Here is an 18,717-nt window from a genome sequence, read left to right on the forward strand (position 1 = left end):
TCACCGTGGCCGGTCGCTCCGCAGCGGCTGCCAGATGGAGATCTTCCGCTCGGCTGCCAAGAGGTCCGGCAGCGCTGCATGCCATTCCTCTCGGTAGGGGCGGGCAAGTTGCACCGTCAGCACGTCCTCATGGCTCTGCCATGTCTCGTGCAGCAGGAAACGGGTGTCGTTCTCCGGGTCGGCATGCAGGGCCGCGTTCACGAACATCGCCTCGTGGCGCATGGCATCCAGCACGCCGTTCAGCAGGGACAGGAAGCGCTCGCGCTCGGTGGGCTTGACGTCGAACTCGATCAGGTAGGTGACGCTCATGACGCGCTCCTTTCTTGGCTTTTCATCAGGGCTGCGCGGGTCTCGGCGTCGGCGGGGTAGAAGCATTCCAGCGCCAGTTCGGAGAGGGTGACGCTGGTGGCGGCGCTGAAGACGGTGGTGGTCGAGATGAAGCGAAGCACCCTGTCGCTTCCCGGCATGCGCAGTTCGAGCGGCACGGCAAGCAGCGGGTGGGTTCGATTCTCCTTCGGTGCCGGCGGCGCCGAATAGGCGGAAAGCTCCGCATGCAATTCTGCCAGGAAGGGATCGCCCGAGCCCTCCATCTGCACCCGCAATCGCTCCAGCACGTGGTGCCTCCATTCGCCGAGGTTTGCGATCCGGGGCGCCAGTCCCTGCGGATGGAGGCTGAGCCGCAGCACGTTGAGCGGCGGCGCCAGCAATATGGGATCAATGCCTTCGAACAGTGCCGTCGCGGCTGCGTTCGCCTGCAGCAGGGTCCACTGCCCGTCGACGGCAATGGCGGGGAAGGGCATGTGGCCCGTCAGGATGGTCTCCACCGTCTGCCGTATCTCCGTAAGCTCCGGCGCATCCAAGGCCGCTTCCGGATGAACGGGTGCATAGCCGGCCGAAAGCAGCAGGCGGTTCTGGGCACGCAGCGGCATCGACAGCCGCTCGGCGAGCCTCAGCAGCAGGTCACGGCTTGGCGAGGATCGGCCGCTTTCGACGAAGCTCAGGTGCCGGGCTGATATTTCGGCGTCGAGCGCAAGGTCGAGCTGGCTCATGCGCCGGCGGCCGCGCCATTCGCGCAGCACGGTGCCCACGCCGGCCGGGGGCGAGGGTGATTGGGTGAGGGTGTCTGCCTGGGTCATGGGCGGACCCTACCAGAGGAGCGGCGGAATACGATTACCTCGGAGGTAATTGTTCTGGGTCCTCTGCCCGGTCAGGTTAGGGCCGTGATCAACGAAAGGAGCACGACCATGACCGATCATCTCGCTATCGCCAACGCCTATCTCGCCCTCTGGAACGAGGCGGACGACGCCGCCCGGACCGACGCGCTAACCAAGGGCTGGACCGCGGACGCCCACTATGCTGACCCGCTGATGCAGGGCGAGGGGCCTGCCGGAATCTCCGCCATGATCGCCGCTGCCCGCAGCCACTTCCCCGACCACCGCTTCGATCTTTCCGGCACCCCCGACGGCCACGGCCCCTTCACCCGCTTCTCCTGGACCCTCGTCTCACCCAACGGCGAGGCCGTCGCGCGCGGCATGGACGTAGCGCGGTTGGACGCGGCGGGACGGGTGACGGAGGTGGTGGGGTTTCTGGAGGGGTAGCGGGTGGAAAACCGGTGTCCGTCCTCTAGTCTTCCAGAACATAGGAGAGACGAATGCATATCATCCTTGGCGGAACGGGCCATGTTGGGAGGGCGACGGCGCGAGCTCTTCTAGCGCGCGGGGAGCCGGTGACGGTGGTTACCCGGACGGCGGAGCGGGCCGAGGACCTTCGGGGCCTCGGTGCTGCCATTGCGGTTGCGGACATTCATGACACTGAGGGTCTCAGAGCAGTTTTCCGTCAGGGAAAACGACTGTTCGCGCTCAACCCGCCTGCATCACCGGAACAGGATCCGGATGCCGAGGAAAGGAGCACCATTGCCTCCATCTTGTCGGCGATCGAGGGTTCGGGCCTGGAGAAAGTCGTCGGGCACTCCACCTACGGCGCGCGGAAGGGGGAGAGTATCGGCGATCTGGGAACGTTGTTCGAGCTGGAGCAGGGGCTGCAGGGCTTGCCCATTCCGACGAGCATCCTGCGGGCCGCCTATTACATGACGAACTGGGAGATGAGCCTTGAACTTGCCAGACGCGAGGGCATTTTGACGACATTCTTCCCGGCAGATTTTCGTTTGGCGATGGTGGCGCCGCAGGACCTTGGGGAGGCTGCGGCTGAGCTGATTACAGATCCTCCGGGAAAGATCCGTGTGGTCCATGCCGAGGGTCCGGAGCGCTATACCTCCAACGATGTAGCAACTGCGCTGTCGGATTTGTTTAATCGACCAGTGAAGGTTGCTAGCATCCCGTCAGAACGGTGGGAGGAAACCTTCCTCAGCTTCGGCTTCTCGCAATCCGCCGCTCGGTCATGCGCGGGAATGACCAGACTTGCTGTCACCATGCCGGTGCCAGACCTGAGTGAAGTCAGGAGGGGGAAAGTGGGGTTGAGGGCTTATCTTGAGGCGGCTACTTCGGGCACGAGGGGAGACCATCAGGGCTGATCGGACGCCGCTGCCCGTCCACCCATAATTCTCCCGCGGGCGCCAGCACGACCGCTATTCTCTCCATGGCTCGACGCCCGGCCTCGGGGTGGCGACCATCAAGAGCGCCGACACGAACGGCCAGTACGAGATCGAACGGACCTTCACCGGCATGCAGCGTCAATTCCTCGGCCGCAACCTGACGAAACGTCAGGATTTCCGAACTCATCTCGTACTCGGAAACCCGGATCGCCTGCCGGATTGCGGTGGCTGAGCGGTCGATGCCCAGAACCCACCCGCGGCCTATCTGCCGGGCGATTTCTCGGGCGGCGGCGCCGGGTCCGCAGCCTATCTCGAGGACGCGCATCCCGGGGCGCAAGGGCAGTTTGTCCACGATTGCCTGGAGCCGCGGCGAAAGAGCGCCGGCCATCGTCACACCCGCTCCACAAACCCTTCCAGCACCCGCTTCTGGCCGGCCTTGTCGAAGTCGATGGTCAGCTTGTTGCCTTCGATCGAAGCGATGTTGCCGTTGCCGAACTTGATGTGGAAGACTCGGTCGCCGACGGTGAATTGCGAGGGCGTGTCGGCGACGGATTTCGCCACCAGTTCGCCCTCGATGGTACGGGTGCGCGGCCCGCTCTCGCCGTAGCCGATGCGCTCCACCGCGTGGCCGGAGCGAGTGCCCCAGTTGTCGCGGGTGGCGTTCGTCTGATTGGCCTGGGCGCGCTTCCAACCGGGGGTGGAATAGGTGTTGGCGAAGGGATCGGCCTTGTCGAAGCGCGACTGGCCGTAGCCGCCGCGCCCGCCATAGCCGCCATAGTTGCTGTCCGACGCCGCGACATCGACGTGATGCGCCGGCAGTTCGTCGAGGAAGCGCGAGGGCATGGTGGATTGCCAGAGCCCGTGGATGCGTCGGTTGGAGACGAACCAGATATGGCAGCGGCGCTTGGCGCGGGTGATCCCGACATAGGCGAGGCGGCGTTCCTCCTCCAGCCCAGAGCGGCCGCCCTCGTCGAGCGCCCGCTGGTGCGGAAAGAGACCTTCCTCCCAGCCGGGCAGGAAGACGGTGTCGAATTCCAGCCCCTTGGCGGAGTGCAGCGTCATGATCGAGACGGCGTCGAGATCCTCGTTCTGCTCGGCATCCATGACCAGCGAGACATGCTCGAGGAAGCCCCGCATGGACTCGAACTGCTCCATGGAGCGGATCAGTTCCTTGAGGTTTTCCAGCCGTCCAGGCGCTTCAGCCGACTTGTCGTTCTTCCACATGTCGGTATAGCCGGACTCTTCGAGGATCTGCTCGGCAAGCTCGATATGCGGAATCTTCTCAAGCCGTTCCTGCCAGTTCCTGAAGTTTTGAATCACGTCGAAGAGCGCCTTGCGCGCCTTCGGTTTCAGCTCGTCCGTCTCGATGATTTCGCTCGCGGCAGCCAGCATCGGGATGTCGCGGGCACGGGCATAGTCGTGGAGCGTCCTGACCGTCGTGTCGCCCAGCCCGCGCTTCGGGGTGTTGACGATCCGCTCGAAGGCGAGATCGTCGGCCGGCTGGCAGGTAAGGCGGAAATAGGCCATGGCGTCGCGGATCTCGAGCCGCTCGTAGAAGCGCGGACCGCCGATGACGCGGTAGTTGAGGCCGAGCGTGACAAAGCGGTCTTCGAACTCGCGCATCTGGAAGGAGGCGCGCACCAGGATCGCCATGTCGTTCAGCGCATGCCGTTTTCCGTCGGCATCGCCGCGCTGCAGCCTCTCGATCTCCTCGCCGACGGCGCGGGCTTCCTCTTCGGAATCCCAGGCCGCGTGTACCTGCACCTTCTCGTCGTCCGGGTCCACGCGGTCGGTGAAGAGCGTCTTGCCGAGGCGCCCCTCGTTGTGGGCGATCAGGTGGCCGGCGGCACCGAGGATATGCTCGGTGGAGCGGTAGTTGCGCTCGAGCTTGATCACCCTGGCACCCAGAAAATCCTTCTCGAAGCGCAGGATGTTGTCGACCTCCGCACCGCGCCAGCCATAGATCGACTGGTCGTCGTCGCCGACGCAGCAGACGTTCTGCGGCACGCCCTTCGGTCGCTGGGCCAAGAGCCGCAGCCACATGTACTGAGCCGTGTTGGTGTCCTGATACTCGTCCACCAGGATGTAGCGGAACTTGGCGTGATACTCCTTCAGGATATCCGGGTGGTCGCGGAAGATCGCGATCGGATGGAGCAGCAGATCGCCGAAGTCGCAGGCGTTCAGCGTCTTCAGCCGGTCCTGGTAGGCCCGGTAGAGTTCGCGGCCCTTGCCATTGGCGAAGGCGCGGGCGTCGCCCTCCGGGATGTCCTTCGGCGTCAGACCCTTGTTCTTCCAGTTGTCGATCATACCGGCGAACTGCCGGGCCGGCCAGCGCTTGTCGTCCAGGCCCTCTGCCTGGATCAACTGCTTGATCAGCCGGATCACGTCGTCGGTATCGAGAATTGTGAAGTCGGAACGCAGCCCCGCGAGCTCCGCATGGCGGCGCAGGAGCTTCACGCCGATCGAGTGGAAGGTGCCGAGCCAGGGCATGCCTTCCACGGCACCGCCGACGAGGACGCCGATGCGCTCCTTCATCTCGCGCGCTGCCTTGTTGGTAAAGGTGACGGCAAGGATCTGGGACGGAAAAGCCTTGCCCGTTGCAAGGATGTGGGCGATGCGGGTCGTCAGCACGCGCGTCTTGCCCGTGCCAGCTCCGGCCAGCACCAGCACCGGGCCGTCCAGCGTCTCGACGGCTTCCCGCTGCTCGGGGTTGAGGCCGGAGAGATAGTCGGGCGCTGCACGGTTCTGGTCGCGCGCGGCCATGGCGCGGGCGGCAATGCCGAGCCCTGATCCCTGTCCCGCGGCGGCCGGTGGTGGCGCCGGTTGCGAAGGACGGCGGGGTTCCGGTTCCTCGTCGAAGAACGGAATGTCGTCGAAAACGTTACTCATGCGGGTCAATGTAGTGATTCGGATCTGAAAGGCCAGAAAAGATGTTCTGGTTTCATTCCTGTCCTTTCACCAGCCAATGGCAAAATCAAGGTATGGCCGGCGAAATGCGGGGGAGGGGCAAGGATGTACAGCGCATGCATCAGACGCGCGATCTGACATCTGCGTGAAACCCCACGATGTTACAAATCCGTAAGGATGCCGATCGCGAATTGCATGTATAGTCGCCGGCATAGATATTGCCGCCATTCATCCGTACTACTCCCGCCGGAGATCTTAATGCGCATCTGGAAGCAACTGCTCCTCAGTCTCGTTGTCGTCGTCGTCGCCCTCTGTCTCTGGGTCTTCATGGTGCCCGGAGCCGGCGATACGCTGGCGAGGATGGGCGTGCCCGAGCCGATCGTCGCGGCGATGCGGCCGCAGGCGGCTCAGGACGCGGAGGCTCCCGGCGCGGGCAGGAATGGCGGACAGGGCAGGGGGCCGGGCGGACGCGCGACCGTGGTCGTGACGGAGCCCGTGGCAACCGGGACGGTTAACGACCGATTGGCCGCAATCGGCAGCGGCGAGGCGATCCAGTCGGTCGTCGTCATGCCCCAGGCGTCGGGCACTATCGAGGAAATTCTCGTGTCGGCGGGCGACAAGGTCACGAAGGGCCAGGTGCTGGCCCGTCTCGACGACGACGAACAGGTGATTGCGCGAGACCGGGCGCAGGTTGCGCTGCGCAGTGCGACCGAGCGCTCCCAGTCGCTCAGCAACCTGCGTTCCGTGTCGCGGCTCGACGTGCTCGATGCGCAGATCGCCGAGGAGACGGCGAAGCTCGAAGTCTCGACTGCCGAACTCAACCTGAAACGCCGCGAAATCGTCTCGCCGATCGATGGCGTGGCAGGGATCGTGCCGGCCAATGTCGGCGACAACGTCACCACGCAGACCGCCATTGTCACGATCGATGACCGTTCCTCGCTTCTGGTGGACTTCTGGGCGCCGGAACGCTTCGCGACCGCCATCTCCGTCGGTCATCCGGTCGAGGCGACATCCATTGCCCGTCCTGGCGACGCCTTCACAGGCGTCGTCCACGCTGTCGACAACCGCGTGGATCCGGCAAGCCGGACGCTCCGCATCCGCGCCCGCATCGACAATCCGGACGACAAACTGCGCGCCGGCATGGCCTTCAGCGTCGGCATGCGCTTCGCCGGCGATACCTTCCCGGCCGTAGATCCGCTGGCGGTACAGTGGGATGCCGAAGGCTCCTATGTCTGGCAGATCGTCGATGGCAAGTCCGTGAAGACGCGCGTGCGGATCATCCAGCGCAACCCCGATGTCGTGCTGGTGGATGCCGAGCTGGAAACCGACGATGCCGTGGTGGTCGAAGGCCTGCAGCGCGTCCGTGAAGGTGCCGACGTCCGCATTGCCGGAGCGCCGGAGACTGCGGAGGTGGCGAGCCAATGACGTCCCACGACAGCCAGACGCCCTCGCAGCAGGACCCCGGCCAGAGCTTCACGGCGCTGTTCGTCCGCCGGCCGATCCTTGCCGCCGTTCTCAACACGCTCCTTGTCGTCGCAGGCCTTGCGGCCCTGTTCGGGGTCGAGGTTCGCGAACTTCCCGATGTCGACCAGCCGGTCATCACCGTTCGTACCTCCTACGACGGGGCCTCGCCCCAGACGATCGACCAGGAATTGACCCAGGTCATCGAGGGGGCGGTGGCGCGCGTCAGCGGGCTCAAGTCCATCTCGTCGGAATCGCAGTTCGGCTCCAGCCGGGTCACGATGGAGTTCTCCGATACTGCCGACCTTGCCGTGGCAGCGAACGACGTACGCGACGCACTTGGCCGCATCACGAACCAATTGCCGGACGATGCCGACGAACCGCGCATCATCAAGGCGGATTCGGACTCCCAGGCAATCATGCGAATTGCCGTCACCTCCAGCACCCTGTCCATGGAAGACCTGACGCTGCTCGTCGACAACGAGGTGACGGACCGGCTGGCGTCCGTCGATGGCGTCGCCGACGTCGAGCTCTATGGCGATCAGGAGAAGATCTTCCGCGTCGACATCAATCAGGCGGCGCTTGCGGGCCGCGGACTGACGGTCGGCGATATCTCGACGGCGCTTTCGACCGCTGCCCTCGACGTCCCGGCGGGCTCGCTGGAGAGCAACCGGCAGAACATCGTCGTGCGAGCCACGGCAAACCTGACGACGCCCGAGGATTTCGAGAGCGTCCTCATCAAGGATAATATCCGGCTGCGTGACGTCGCGACGGTGACGCTTGGTCCCGATGACGGCTCTACCGTGCTGCGCGCCAACGGCGTCCAGGGGGTCGGCCTCGGGATCATCCGCCAGGCGCAGTCGAACACGCTGAGTATTTCCGACGGCGTAAAGGCGGCCGTCGCCGAATTGCAGGAGAATTTGCCGGAGGGTACGCGCATCGCCATCACCAGCGACGACGCCGTCTTCATCGAAGGTGCGCTGCACGAGGTTGAAATCGCGCTCGGGCTTTCCGCCACAGTGGTGCTGATCGTCATCTTCCTCTTCCTGCGGGACTGGCGCGCCACGCTCATCCCCGCCGTCACCATGCCCGTTGCACTGATCGGGACGCTCGTCGCCATCTATCTCGTGGGCTTCTCGATCAATATCCTGACGCTGCTCGCCATCGTACTTGCCACCGGTCTCGTCGTCGACGACGCCATCGTGGTTCTCGAGAATATCGTGCGCCGGCGTGCAGAAGGCATGGGGCCCCGGGCGGCCGCCGTCCTCGGCACGCAGCAGGTCTTCTTCGCGGTCATGGCGACGACGGCGACCCTCGCGGCGGTGTTCATCCCGCTCTCCTTCCTGCCCGGCCAGATGGGTGGGCTGTTCCGCGAATTCGGCTTCGTACTTGCATTTGCGGTTGCGCTGTCATCGGTCACGGCGCTGACGCTCTGTCCGATGCTGGCGTCGCGCATGTTGTCGAAGCCGATCAGGGAAAGCGAAAGCGGTCCGCTCTACTGGATCGGCGACAAGTTCGCGAGCCTCTATGCCGGCATCCTGCGCCGCTGCCTCGATGCGCCGCTGGTTGTCATTGCCGTCTCCGTCCTGATCTCAGTTGCGGCCTACGGGGCCTTCGGCTCCGTTCGCAGCGAACTGACGCCGCGCGAAGACCGGTCGATGGTGATGATGCGGCTTTCGGCCCCGGAAGGCGTGAGCCTCGACTACACACGCGACCAGATGCAGCGCGTCGAGGAAAACCTGCAGCCGCTTCGCGAGTCCGGCGAGATTTCCAACATCTTCTCCATCTCGGGCTTCGGCAGCAACACGAACAGCGGCTTCATGGTGCTGACGCTGGCGCCATGGGATGAACGCGAGCGAACCCAGGATGAGATCGTCCAGGATATCAACGCGGCGGCGCAGACAGTGCCGGCACTTCGCGGCTTTGCCATCCAGTCAAACAGCCTGCGCATCCGCGGGGCCGGTAATGGTCTGCAGATGGCCATGGTCGGTAGCGACCATGCCAGCCTGACCCAGGCTGCCATCCAGCTCGTCTACAAGATGGAAGACAGTGGTCTGTTCGAGACGCCGCGGCTGTCGAATGAACCAACCCAGGCCCAGCTCTCGGTGGCAATCGACCGCGAGCGCGCCTCCGATCTCGGCATCGACATCACCGGGCTTTCAGCTGCCATGCAGGCATTGCTCGAAGGCCGGTCCATCGTCGATGTCTTCGTCGACGGCGAAGCGCTGCCGGTCAAGCTCACCTCCAATACGCAGCCCATCGACGACCCGACGGACCTCGAGAACATCTTCCTCAAGGCGGCTGACGGAAAGATCGTGCCGATGTCGACGATCGCGACCTTGCAGGAAGGGGCCGTGGCCCCCGAGCTCAACCGCGAACAGCAGCTGGCGGCCGTATCTTTTTCCGGCAACCTGCGCGACGGCGTGACGCTCGGCGATGCGTTACAGGCGGTCGAGGAGATGGCCGAGCCGCTGCTGCCGGCCGGAGCTCGCCTGATGCCGCTGGCCGAGGCCGCGACGCTGGAGGAAAACTCCTCCGGCATGCTGATGACCTTCGGCTTTGCCATCGCGATCATCTTTCTGGTGCTCGCAGCCCAGTTTGAAAGCGTCCTGTCCTCCCTCATCATCATGTCGACGGTCCCGCTCGGGCTCGCCTGCGCCGTGTTCGCGCTGATCCTGACGGGTACCAGCCTGAACGTCTACAGCCAGATCGGCCTCGTTCTGCTCGTCGGCGTCATGGCCAAGAACGGCATCCTGATCGTCGAATTTGCCAACCAGCTGCGCGACGAGGGCGCTGGCGTGCGCGAGGCGATCGAGCGGGCGTGCAGCATCCGTCTTCGTCCCGTGATGATGACGATGATCGCCACCATCATCGGCGGCGTTCCGTTGATCCTCGCCCAGGGGGCGGGTGCAGAGGCGCGCATCGCACTCGGCTGGGTGATTGTCGGCGGGCTCGCGCTCGCGACGTCCGTCACGCTGCTGATAACGCCCGTGGCCTATCTGTTGATCGCACGCTTCTCCAAGCCCCACGTCCATGAGGAGCGGCGGCTGCATCAGGAACTGGTGAACGCCACCCAGCGGCAAGCCAACGAGGATGGCGATCGTCCATTGCTTGCAGCGGAATGATCGTCGGACGGATGCGGCGGGATTGCCACGCCGCATCGAACCGTCTGCCGCCTCGCCGTTCTGGACAAACCCGCATCTGTTCCCTAACCGGTACTGGACATATTTGCGGGAGAAATCGCCATGGGGCTGAAGGACGTGAGACCGGGCATCCGGAACGAGGAGGGGATTGGCAAGGTCCTTGGCATCCTCAAGCAGTCCTTCGGAGAGCGCTTCCAGACGGGCCAGGCGTTCCGCGACCAGCATGCCCACACCACCAGTTACCTTCCCGCGCAGCTGCCCGACGGCGTTATCTTCGTTGAAAGCGCAGATGACGTAAAGAGTGTCGTCAGGGTCTGCGCCGCCCATCGGGTGCCAATGATCCCCTTCGGCACCGGCTCTTCCCTGGAGGGGCATATCAATGCGCCGAACGGAGGGATCTCCATCGATTTTTCGCGCATGAACAGGGTTCTCGAGATTAATGCCGAGGATCTCGACGTGGTGGTCGAGCCGGGCGTCACCCGCGAGCAACTGAATACAGAACTCCGCGCCACTGGCCTGTTCTTCCCGATTGATCCGGGCGCCAATGCCTCGATCGGCGGGATGACGGCAACGCGTGCCTCCGGCACCAATGCCGTCCGCTACGGCACGATGAAGGACAACGTCCTGTCGCTGACCGTGGTCACGGCGAATGGCGATGAAATTCGCACCGCGCAGCGCGCTCGAAAGTCGTCTGCCGGTTACGACCTGACCCGCCTCTTCGTCGGTTCCGAGGGTACGCTCGGCGTGATAACGTCCATCACGCTCCGCCTGCAGGGTATTCCCGAGAAGATCGGTGGTGGCGTCTGCGCGTTTCCGTCGGTCAAGGCGGCCTGCGATGCGGTGATCATGACGATCCAGATGGGAATCCCGGTCGCTCGCATCGAACTGCTCGACGAGATGCAGATGCGCGCCTGCAACAGCTATTCCGGCCTCTCCTACGCCGAGAAGCCGACACTGTTCCTGGAGTTCCACGGGACGGAGGAAACCGTGGCGCTGCAGTCGGCGCAGTTTTCGGAGATCGCGGCCGAGTTCGGCGGGGACAGCTTCAGCTACACCCAGGACGCCGAGGAACGCAATCGGCTCTGGAAGGCGCGGCACAATGCCTACTGGGCGTCGCGGGCACTGGCTCCGCATCTCAACGGCCTCTCGACGGATGTCTGCGTCCCGATATCGCGGCTTGCCGATTGCGTCGTCGAGACCCAGGCCGATATCGCCGAACACGGGTTCCTCGCGCCGATCGTCGGGCATGCCGGGGACGGCAATTTCCATGTGCTCATCCTGTTCGACGACAAGGACCCCGATGACGTCGCGCGTGCCGAGGACTTTGTCGCGCGTCTGAACGCGCGGGCGCTCGCCATGGGCGGCACATGCACCGGCGAGCACGGCATCGGCCAGGGAAAGATGAGCTTCCTTGAGCAGGAGCTTGGCGATGCCGTTGATCTGATGCGTTCGATCAAGACGAGCCTTGACCCGGACAATATCTTCAATCCCGGCAAGATCTTCGCGCTGAACGTGCAGGGCTGAGCGGGCTCGCAATGCCTTGACTTGCCCCGCCGCCGGGTGGGACTAGTCAGTAACTGAACGCAGGGAGAGACGCACGGTGCTCGGACGCATCCTACTGACGGCTGGTGGTCTTCTCGTGGTGGCGCTTTTTGCGGCTCTGCTTGCGCCATTCTTCGTTGACTGGACCGACTTCCGGGTAGAGTTCGAGCAGCGGGCAAGCCGCATCCTCGGCAAAAAGGTCGTTGTGCACGGAGACGTGGACGCCCGCATCCTGCCTTTCCCATCGGTGACACTGCACGATGTGCGCGTTGGACAGGACCGGGACGGTCAGCCGCAACTCCACGCCGCACGGTTCTCGATGGACATGGAACTTGCGCCCTTCCTTTCCGGCGAGGCGCGGATATTCGACATGCGGCTCGAGGAGCCGAAGGCGCGGGTCCGGATATTGCCCGACGGAACGCTCGACTGGATGCGGGGGAGCCGCGCCGACATCCCGCTCCGGACGGTGGTGATCGAAGGGGTCAACATCACTAACGGTTCGATCGACATCATCGATGAACAGAGCGGCCAGACGCGCCAGCTTGCCGGCCTCAACGCGGATCTCTCGGCCGCGTCGCTTGCCGGTCCCTGGCGCGGCGAGGGCTATGGTTCTCTCGATGGCGAGGAGGCGGCATTCACGCTGGCAACGGGGGAGGGCGATGCGGCCAGCCGGACCATGCCACTGCGTCTTCGTATCCTTCCCGATGCGGTACCAGCGGCGATCGAGCTCGACGGGGATGTCGTTCTCGCCGAGGATCGGCCAGCCTATAACGGGCGCTTTGCGATGAACGCCCTGGAGGAGGAGGATGAGAGCGAGCCGGTGGAGGCGCCACCGCCCGGCCCACGGCTGAAGGGTAGCTTCGAGCTCACCAACGAGCGCATCAGGATACCGGACTACCGACTTGAAGTGGGACCACTCAACAATCCCTACGTGGTGACCGGCGAGGCGACGCTCGACACGGGCGAGGCCCCGGAATTCCTGCTGACGGCCGACGGCCAGCAGATCGACGTCAATCGGCTGGGTGAGGGCGAGCGTGCGAAGACGGGACGGGATGCGGCGGCTTCGGCGCAGCGGCGGATCCAGGCCGTGATCGATGTCGCCGCGCAGATTCCGATCCCGCAGGTCCCGGGGCGCGCAAGCCTCAGCCTGCCCGCCGTCGTTGCCAATGATACCACCGTACGCGACATCCGCATCGACGTCCGCCCGGCAGGAACGGGCTGGACGGTCGACAGTTTCGCCGCAACCTTCCCCGGCCGCACGCAGGTGGAGGCCAAGGGTGCGCTCACGTTGGCGGATGATGTCTCCTTCGTCGGAGACATGCTCGTCGCGTCCAACCAGCCGTCCGGCTTGGCCGCCTGGCTATCCGGCTCCGTGGATCCGGCGATCCGGCAACTGAAAACGACCGGCTTTTCGGCAACTGTCAACCTGACACAGGAGTTGCAGCGGTTCATCAATCTGGAACTGGCCGTCGGGCCGGCAAGCCTCCGCGGCAGCATTGAGCGGCATGCGCCGGCCGAGACGGTTCCCTCGCTGAGCGTCGATCTCGCCGGCAACGAGATCGATCTCGACGCCATGCGCGCACTCGGCTCGCTGATCACCGGTAATGATGCCGGGGAGGATGTTCTGGACCATTCCATCGGGGCAAGTCTGAAGGCCGAGCGGTTCACCGCCTTCGGCGTCGGCGCCCGGGATGTCGAGACGATCTTCACGCTCTCGGAAGGCGAACTGGCGCTGGAACGACTGACGGTGGGTGATCTGGCAGGTGCGTCGATGGAGGCGCAGGGGCAGCTTCAAGGCTCGTTGCTGGATTACAGCGGAAGCGGATCGATGAGGATGCGGGTCGGTGAGGCTGCCGGGTTCATCGCGATGCTGCACAATCGCCTTCCAAGGCATCCGATGCTCGACCGGCTTGCGGAAAACAGCAGATGGTTCGACGACACGGAACTCGCTGCCGACATTCGCGTCGGCGGGGACACGGCAGGGCTTTCGGCGCAGGTGACGGGAACCAGCAATGGAAGCGCCGTGAACGCCGAACTGGCACTGCCAACGGTGTTCAACCTGACCGGCAGCCGTCAGGGTTCGCTTTCCGTGCAGTTGGAGAACGACCAGACAGCGGTGCTCCTCGGGCAACTGGGCCTCGACCCTCTGCCGTTCGGCGATGACGGGCCGGCGCGGGTGTCGCTGGATCTTCGCCAGGAAGGCGATCAGCCCTCAGTGGCAAAGCTGTCCTTTTCGACGGACCGGACGCAGTTTGATGGGGAAGGCGAGGTGGAACTGAGTTCTTCGGCATTTGGCACAGGCCAAGGTCGCCTCACCCTGCGCTCGGAAGATGTGGAGCCGTACCTGCTGATGACCGGCATCGGGATTCCGCAGTTCGGCACGGGCTTGCCTACCACGATGTCGACGGAGATCAGCATCTCTCCCGAAACAGTCCGCCTGGACAAGTTCGCCGGTGAGATCGGTGGGAACCGGGTTGCCAGCGACACTCTGACCCTAGATCGATCCTCCTCCGTCACGATGCTCAGCGGGGACCTGGCCGCCGACAGCCTCGACCTCGCCTGGCTCGCCGAGGCAGTCTACGGGCCGGTTCAGGACCCTCAGACGGGGGAGCTTTCGGAAAAGCCTTTCTCTATGCCGATCTTCGGGCCGAGCGAAGCCCGCCTGAAGGTCCGAACCGCGACGTTCCGTCCAGGCATGATGGGCGATATCCGCGACTTCTCGGCCTTGGTCGAACATCGCAATGGCGGGATCGCGATCGAGAATGCTGCGGGCACGTGGCAGGGGGGGAAGATCGGCGGGCGTCTCGCGATCAACAATGGTGAAGGCACGGGGATCTTCCAGACAAGGTTCACTGTGGAGGATGCCGACCTTGCCGCGCTCGTCTGGGACGGCCAGGACGGGCCCGTGGCCACCGGCCGGTTCAGTGGGCTGGTGGCAGCCGAGTCCACCGGAAAAACGCCCGCTGACCTGTTGGGCGCGCTCAACGGTTCCGGCGAGATCACCATCGCACCGCTCACCATCAACCGCCTTGATCCTGAAGCGCTGCCGCCACTCCTTGAAGAGGTCGACAAGCTGGAGGGGGAGGTGACGGAGGAGAGGATACGTCCGCTGGCGGAGCAGTTCGTTCGCCGAGGCCAAGCCATGTTTCCCGATGTCGTAATTCCCTTCACCATTACGGATGGGGAGGCGAGGGCGCAGAACGTCACGGCCAATACCGGCAACGGCAGGATCAGTGGCGAGGTGAGGGTTGATCTCCTCGAGCAGGCTCTGCGTGGCGAATTTTCAATTGCCTACGAGCCGGGCGACGAGGGGCTGGCCGGAGGCGAGCCAATGGTCCGCTGGCTCTACTCCGGCGATCTTGAGAATCCGTCGGTCGACTTCGACGTCGCACCGCTGACCAACTTCCTGTCGCTACGGGCATTCGAGCGCGAGCGTCGTCGCGTGGAGATGCTGCAGGCGAGCGTGCTTGAGAAACAGCGGCTCCGGCGCGAGGTGGCACTTTATCGCTTCCTGGAGGCGGAGCGCCAGGCAGCGCGGGAAAGGGCCGAGGCGGAAGAGCGGGCGCGACGCGAGGAAGAGGAACGGCAACGCGCGGAGGCGGCCGCAAGGGCGGAGCGGGAGCGAGCCGAAGCGGAGGCCAGGGAGGCGGAGGCGGCGGCGCGAAGGGCGGAGGAGGCGCCACCGGCTCTGACCGTACCTCCCGTCCAGGAACTGATCGCTCCCGGCGGCGCACCCCTAGAGTCGCCCGTGTTCCAGAGCCTGCCCGGCGTCGAGCAATAGCACTCAACGAAGGTCGGATGCGTTTTTTTCCTGGTGCCATCGAAGGACATGCAGCCGCAGCGCAGACGACAGATTGCTGTCCGGCGCTCTGGCATCGTCGATCGAGGCAATGAGGCCGGCGATGCTGAGATCACGTTCCGCGGCGATGCGTTTCAGCTCCTCCCAGAATTCGTCCTCGAGGGAGAAACTGGTACGGTGGCCATGCAGTGTTGCAGAATGCTTGCGGATCACCGGCGCCTCCTGTCGAAAGCAAAGGTCATACCCTGCTGGGCGTCCGAACGACCTCGCGTCTTCGGAGTGCGCGGCTCAGTCCCGATCGTCCTGCTTTTCCAGTCGTCCCTGGTCAAGGGAGCGCTCGGCCTTGCGGTTCAGCGCCTTCGTCAGTGTCTTTTCCGTCTTGCTGCGACCAAAGGTGAGGCGGTTCTGATCGGCCTGCCTCTCCTTTTCCAGGCGCTGCTTCGCCTTCCGGGCCTGGCGCAGATTGACGACGTCACCGCTCATGGCCCGGCAACCCTATTGCTTCTTTCGGAAGGAATCGAGCGACACGACTGATGCCGGCTTCTTTTCCTCCCCTTCCGCCTGTTCGACGGCGTCATGCCTTGCGGCACTCTCAACGGGAATGGCAGTGATCTCGGCCGAGGAGTTCTCGTCCTCTTCCGCCAACGGCACCTCGAACTCGAGTTCAAAATTCACCGACGGATCATAGAAGCCTCGAATCGCATTGAACGGGACCACCAGCCGCTCCGGCGTATCAGAGAAGGACAGGCCGATCTCGAACTGGGTGTCGGATATCTTCAGGTCCCAGAACTGGTGCTGGATGACGATGGTCATCTGCTCGGGATATTTCGTCTTGAGATGCTGCGAAATGCGAACGCCCGGGGCGCCGGTCAGGAACGTGATGAAGAAGTGGTGGTCGCCTGGCAGCCGACCCGTGGCAGCGACTTCGCTCAGCACCTTGCGGATAACACCGCGCAATGCGTCCTGCGCCAAGATATCGTAGCGGATATGATCCTGCCCCATGCGGTTCTGTCTCTCAGTTCTGAATGCTTTCTCGAAGCATCCTTATGCCATGCCAGCCATACGCGGAAAAGCGCCCGCTTGATGGCCAGTGTATATAATTTCGCAAAAAGGGAGAAGGTGAAGGCTTCTGTTGCCAGGTGCCTTCGGACCCCGCCTAAGAGTGCGACCCCTTAGGACTTGATTTGAAGTGTCACACCGCCATTAGGCAGCGAGACGAGCTTCCGCATAGTTGTCGTTTGCAACTACTATTGTGACCCGATAACGGCGGTATCATGCCGAGCAAAAGTTCGATCTTTACACCCTTGTCGATCCTATTTCGCCCCCATCAGAAGCCGGTCGTCTCGGTAGACCGGTTTTTGGTGGAGGCGCCGGGTACCGAACCTTATATGACGAAGCAGCAACTTAGCCCACAACCAAACGCCTGCTCACCGCGGCCTTTGATCAACATGTTGTCGACTAAATTTAGCCCACAGAAGCCAAGATGACCGATGTGCGCAGGCTAGGGTTCTGGTTCTTGATGAGACTGAAGGTCCGAGGGATTAGGTGGAGGTTTCTGTTGCCAGGTACCTCCGAACCCCGCCTTACGGGGCTAACCGTAAGGACTTAGATCGGAATTCCCACACCGCCATTAGGCAGCGAGAGCGTATTCCTTAGCGTTGTTGTCGTTTGCAACTACACTTTTGACCCGATAACGGTGGTATCATGCCGAGCACAGTTTTTGTCTTTCAATGCCAGTCGATCCCATTTCGCCCCCATCAGCAAATGTTGCCTTCAACATCTCCTGGTGGAGGCGGCGGCTTCGAAGCCGCGTCCTGCACATCTATTGCACAAACGGTTTAGCGCCATAGCTTCTTTCGAAGCATCATTAACATAAGGGGCGTAGTCGGCTTGTTCAAGAGACTATTTTGGCAGAAAGAGAAGGAGCTTGGCTTCTCCTTCCTACAGCGGACGAGGCGATCAAGTTCCGCTCTGCTGCTAATCCGGACGGGCTAGCTGCAAGTCGTGTCTGGCCACTAAATGCTCCCGCGGTGAGTTCCGGCGGACGGCTTGGAAGCAGTGTTCAGTGCACCCCCAATCCGGCGATGAAAGTGTTTTTCGATCATCTAATCGTCGGTAAGATCCGCGCCTGAGATAGCCGCGGGCTCAGCATCACGAGCTAGGGATTCTTCGGCTATGGTAAAGCCTGGTCCACGACCATGCTGGGGCGGAATAAATTCAATACCCATACTTTCAAGCGCCAATCCAATTTTCTCGATTGTGTTGGTCTTGACGTAGATCGACGGATTTTCAGCCATCGACAAAGTGGATGTGCTGACCTTGGCAAGTGCAGCGAATTGCCTGCTGTTCATATTCAGCGCGGCTCGTGCAGCTTTAAATAAATTCCGTGGATAATCAGAAGCCATCTCCCTCAGCTAATCCGAAGGGTAAAAGAGAGCAACGAAAACAGTCGCTTGAATGCTAACATTGCTCTCAGAAATAGTAAAGCTATTTCGTAATCTGCCGCTCAAAGAAGACAAAATTTAGAAAGCTGTTCTAAAGAGCTCTTACTTTAAATGTAGGTGGAACCGCACTCGGATTTTTCGGCATGAAACCATTACGCACAAAGGTTTGAATTTTTTAATTGCAAATTTAATTTTTTCTCTAAATCTTCACTTAAAGTATATACCCTATTTTATAAATGGCATTATGTAGATTAGTAAAAGTTATGTGTATAGGTCCTAAGTCAAAAAGATTGGGAGCGTGGCGATGCGTCCACCATCCCGCTATACGTTGCTTTATGTTCAATTGTTATATTTCGAAAATACTAGTTGTGGAGGTGCTGACTCTGATGGCGCTAAGGAGGAAAAAATACTGTAGATTACGTTCCGTGGGGATGAAATTTCTACAGCTAGGTTGAGCTGCGGAGAGGTATCGCGTCAAGAACGTGAGGCTCGATATGAATTGTCAGCGGAGGTGAAGAAAGCAGGTCGCATTCCTCAATCAGGTTGAAGTTCGTTGGATCGATAATTTGGAGCTTGTGGAAGAGGCACTAAATCAAGCGCAGCAAAGGAGCGGGACTAACTCCCGATCAAGGGAGCGAAAGTTGAGATCGAGGAAGCTAAAGTGATTGGACCCACTATCCTGGTGCTCCATCAGGCTGAAGCAGCTACGGCGTTAAATTAAAAACGCGCAGCTTCAGCCTGATCACCGTAGCTCTCTAACGTGTCGACTAACTTCGAGCCGAATGTGATATAACGCCCCCGGGTCCAATAGGCTTATTTCATCGACCGTTTATCGCCATAGCCGGACCGAAGCCCGGCAAGGCAGATATA

General features: G+C 62.4%; 14 protein-coding genes and 2 other RNA genes. 6 read left to right on the forward strand and 10 right to left on the reverse strand.

Features of this window, described 5'->3' with window-relative positions; all coding sequences use genetic code 11:
- Both ACEPP2_RS05195 and ACEPP2_RS05200 read right to left on the reverse strand, forming a co-directional pair.
- Positions 1 to 309, reverse strand: coding sequence for a putative quinol monooxygenase (locus tag ACEPP2_RS05195; RefSeq protein ID WP_152339931.1), 309 nt, complete (start codon positions 307 to 309; stop codon positions 1 to 3).
- A complete protein-coding gene (locus tag ACEPP2_RS05200; RefSeq protein WP_395515997.1) occupies positions 306 to 1,136 on the reverse strand; it encodes a helix-turn-helix domain-containing protein in 831 nt (276 codons plus the stop codon). The genes ACEPP2_RS05195 and ACEPP2_RS05200 overlap by 4 nt, the downstream gene beginning before the upstream one ends.
- 108 nt (positions 1,137 to 1,244) lie before the next feature.
- Between ACEPP2_RS05200 and ACEPP2_RS05205 the strand changes: the two genes are divergently transcribed.
- Both ACEPP2_RS05205 and ACEPP2_RS05210 read left to right on the forward strand, forming a co-directional pair.
- On the forward strand, positions 1,245 to 1,598 hold the full coding sequence (locus ACEPP2_RS05205) for a nuclear transport factor 2 family protein (protein WP_395515998.1): 354 nt from the start codon (positions 1,245 to 1,247) through the stop codon (positions 1,596 to 1,598).
- Positions 1,599 to 1,651: 53 nt separating this feature from the next.
- Positions 1,652 to 2,530 (forward strand): NmrA family NAD(P)-binding protein, encoded by an 879-nt coding sequence (locus ACEPP2_RS05210; RefSeq protein WP_395515999.1) that lies wholly within the window; start codon positions 1,652 to 1,654, stop codon positions 2,528 to 2,530.
- On the opposite strand, the gene ACEPP2_RS05215 is transcribed toward ACEPP2_RS05210, so the two are convergent.
- Together ACEPP2_RS05215 and ACEPP2_RS05220 are read right to left on the reverse strand one after the other, a co-directional pair.
- Positions 2,496 to 2,939: an SAM-dependent methyltransferase gene (locus ACEPP2_RS05215; RefSeq protein ID WP_395516000.1), complete on the reverse strand. Its 444-nt coding sequence runs from the start codon at positions 2,937 to 2,939 to the stop codon at positions 2,496 to 2,498. The two genes, ACEPP2_RS05210 and ACEPP2_RS05215, sit on opposite strands and share 35 nt — an antisense overlap.
- 2 nt (positions 2,940 to 2,941) lie before the next feature.
- Positions 2,942 to 5,440, reverse strand: a complete 2,499-nt coding sequence (locus ACEPP2_RS05220; RefSeq protein WP_395516001.1) for an ATP-dependent helicase — start codon at positions 5,438 to 5,440, stop codon at positions 2,942 to 2,944.
- A 276-nt stretch (positions 5,441 to 5,716) separates the two neighbouring features.
- Here ACEPP2_RS05220 and ACEPP2_RS05225 point away from each other — a divergent pair, with 276 nt between their 5' ends.
- The 4 genes from ACEPP2_RS05225 (at position 5,717) to ACEPP2_RS05240 (ending at position 15,385) form a co-directional block, all read left to right on the forward strand.
- Complete coding sequence (locus ACEPP2_RS05225; RefSeq protein ID WP_395516002.1) at positions 5,717 to 6,883, forward strand: efflux RND transporter periplasmic adaptor subunit; 1,167 nt, start codon at positions 5,717 to 5,719, stop codon at positions 6,881 to 6,883.
- Positions 6,880 to 10,044 (forward strand): efflux RND transporter permease subunit, encoded by a 3,165-nt coding sequence (locus ACEPP2_RS05230; protein ID WP_395516003.1) that lies wholly within the window; start codon positions 6,880 to 6,882, stop codon positions 10,042 to 10,044. The genes ACEPP2_RS05225 and ACEPP2_RS05230 overlap by 4 nt, the downstream gene beginning before the upstream one ends.
- Positions 10,045 to 10,164: 120 nt before the next feature.
- Positions 10,165 to 11,586: an FAD-binding oxidoreductase gene (locus ACEPP2_RS05235; protein ID WP_077546586.1), complete on the forward strand. Its 1,422-nt coding sequence runs from the start codon at positions 10,165 to 10,167 to the stop codon at positions 11,584 to 11,586.
- A 76-nt stretch (positions 11,587 to 11,662) separates the two neighbouring features.
- Positions 11,663 to 15,385 carry an AsmA family protein gene (locus ACEPP2_RS05240; protein WP_395516004.1) on the forward strand — a complete coding sequence of 1,241 codons (3,723 nt, stop codon included), beginning with the start codon at positions 11,663 to 11,665 and terminating at the stop codon, positions 15,383 to 15,385.
- 3 nt (positions 15,386 to 15,388) lie between these two features.
- Here the strand turns inward: ACEPP2_RS05240 and ACEPP2_RS05245 are convergent, their stop codons facing one another.
- From ACEPP2_RS05245 to ACEPP2_RS05270, 6 genes are all read right to left on the reverse strand, one after another.
- On the reverse strand, positions 15,389 to 15,616 hold the full coding sequence (locus ACEPP2_RS05245; protein ID WP_077546584.1) for a ribbon-helix-helix domain-containing protein: 228 nt from the start codon (positions 15,614 to 15,616) through the stop codon (positions 15,389 to 15,391).
- Positions 15,617 to 15,691: 75 nt separating this feature from the next.
- Positions 15,692 to 15,886, reverse strand: a complete 195-nt coding sequence (locus tag ACEPP2_RS05250; RefSeq protein ID WP_077546583.1) for a DUF4169 family protein — start codon at positions 15,884 to 15,886, stop codon at positions 15,692 to 15,694.
- Between the two features lie 12 nt (positions 15,887 to 15,898).
- Positions 15,899 to 16,405: an SspB family protein gene (locus ACEPP2_RS05255; RefSeq protein ID WP_077546582.1), complete on the reverse strand. Its 507-nt coding sequence runs from the start codon at positions 16,403 to 16,405 to the stop codon at positions 15,899 to 15,901.
- 116 nt (positions 16,406 to 16,521) lie between these two features.
- Positions 16,522 to 16,854: a transfer-messenger RNA gene (ssrA, locus tag ACEPP2_RS05260) on the reverse strand.
- A 93-nt stretch (positions 16,855 to 16,947) separates the two neighbouring features.
- Positions 16,948 to 17,305: a transfer-messenger RNA gene (gene ssrA, locus ACEPP2_RS05265) on the reverse strand.
- Between the two features lie 203 nt (positions 17,306 to 17,508).
- Complete coding sequence (locus ACEPP2_RS05270; protein ID WP_395516005.1) at positions 17,509 to 17,808, reverse strand: hypothetical protein; 300 nt, start codon at positions 17,806 to 17,808, stop codon at positions 17,509 to 17,511.
- Positions 17,809 to 18,717 lie beyond the last annotated feature (909 nt).

Source organism: Pseudorhizobium flavum, assembly GCF_044142885.1.
Lineage (GTDB): Bacteria > Pseudomonadota > Alphaproteobacteria > Rhizobiales > Rhizobiaceae > Neorhizobium > Neorhizobium flavum.

What these genes read in the sequence shown, in the direction of transcription:
- ACEPP2_RS05195 (WP_152339931.1), bottom strand. Translation starts at nt 309, where the DNA reads ATGAGCGTCACCTACCTGATCGAGTTCGACGTCAAGCCCACCGAGCGC.
- ACEPP2_RS05200 (WP_395515997.1), bottom strand. Translation starts at nt 1,136, where the DNA reads ATGACCCAGGCAGACACCCTCACCCAATCACCCTCGCCCCCGGCCGGC.
- ACEPP2_RS05205 (WP_395515998.1), top strand. Translation starts at nt 1,245, where the DNA reads ATGACCGATCATCTCGCTATCGCCAACGCCTATCTCGCCCTCTGGAAC.
- ACEPP2_RS05210 (WP_395515999.1), top strand. Translation starts at nt 1,652, where the DNA reads ATGCATATCATCCTTGGCGGAACGGGCCATGTTGGGAGGGCGACGGCG.
- ACEPP2_RS05215 (WP_395516000.1), bottom strand. Translation starts at nt 2,939, where the DNA reads ATGGCCGGCGCTCTTTCGCCGCGGCTCCAGGCAATCGTGGACAAACTG.
- ACEPP2_RS05220 (WP_395516001.1), bottom strand. Translation starts at nt 5,440, where the DNA reads ATGAGTAACGTTTTCGACGACATTCCGTTCTTCGACGAGGAACCGGAA.
- ACEPP2_RS05225 (WP_395516002.1), top strand. Translation starts at nt 5,717, where the DNA reads ATGCGCATCTGGAAGCAACTGCTCCTCAGTCTCGTTGTCGTCGTCGTC.
- ACEPP2_RS05230 (WP_395516003.1), top strand. Translation starts at nt 6,880, where the DNA reads ATGACGTCCCACGACAGCCAGACGCCCTCGCAGCAGGACCCCGGCCAG.
- ACEPP2_RS05235 (WP_077546586.1), top strand. Translation starts at nt 10,165, where the DNA reads ATGGGGCTGAAGGACGTGAGACCGGGCATCCGGAACGAGGAGGGGATT.
- ACEPP2_RS05250 (WP_077546583.1), bottom strand. Translation starts at nt 15,886, where the DNA reads ATGAGCGGTGACGTCGTCAATCTGCGCCAGGCCCGGAAGGCGAAGCAG.
- ACEPP2_RS05255 (WP_077546582.1), bottom strand. Translation starts at nt 16,405, where the DNA reads ATGGGGCAGGATCATATCCGCTACGATATCTTGGCGCAGGACGCATTG.
- ACEPP2_RS05270 (WP_395516005.1), bottom strand. Translation starts at nt 17,808, where the DNA reads ATGGCTTCTGATTATCCACGGAATTTATTTAAAGCTGCACGAGCCGCG.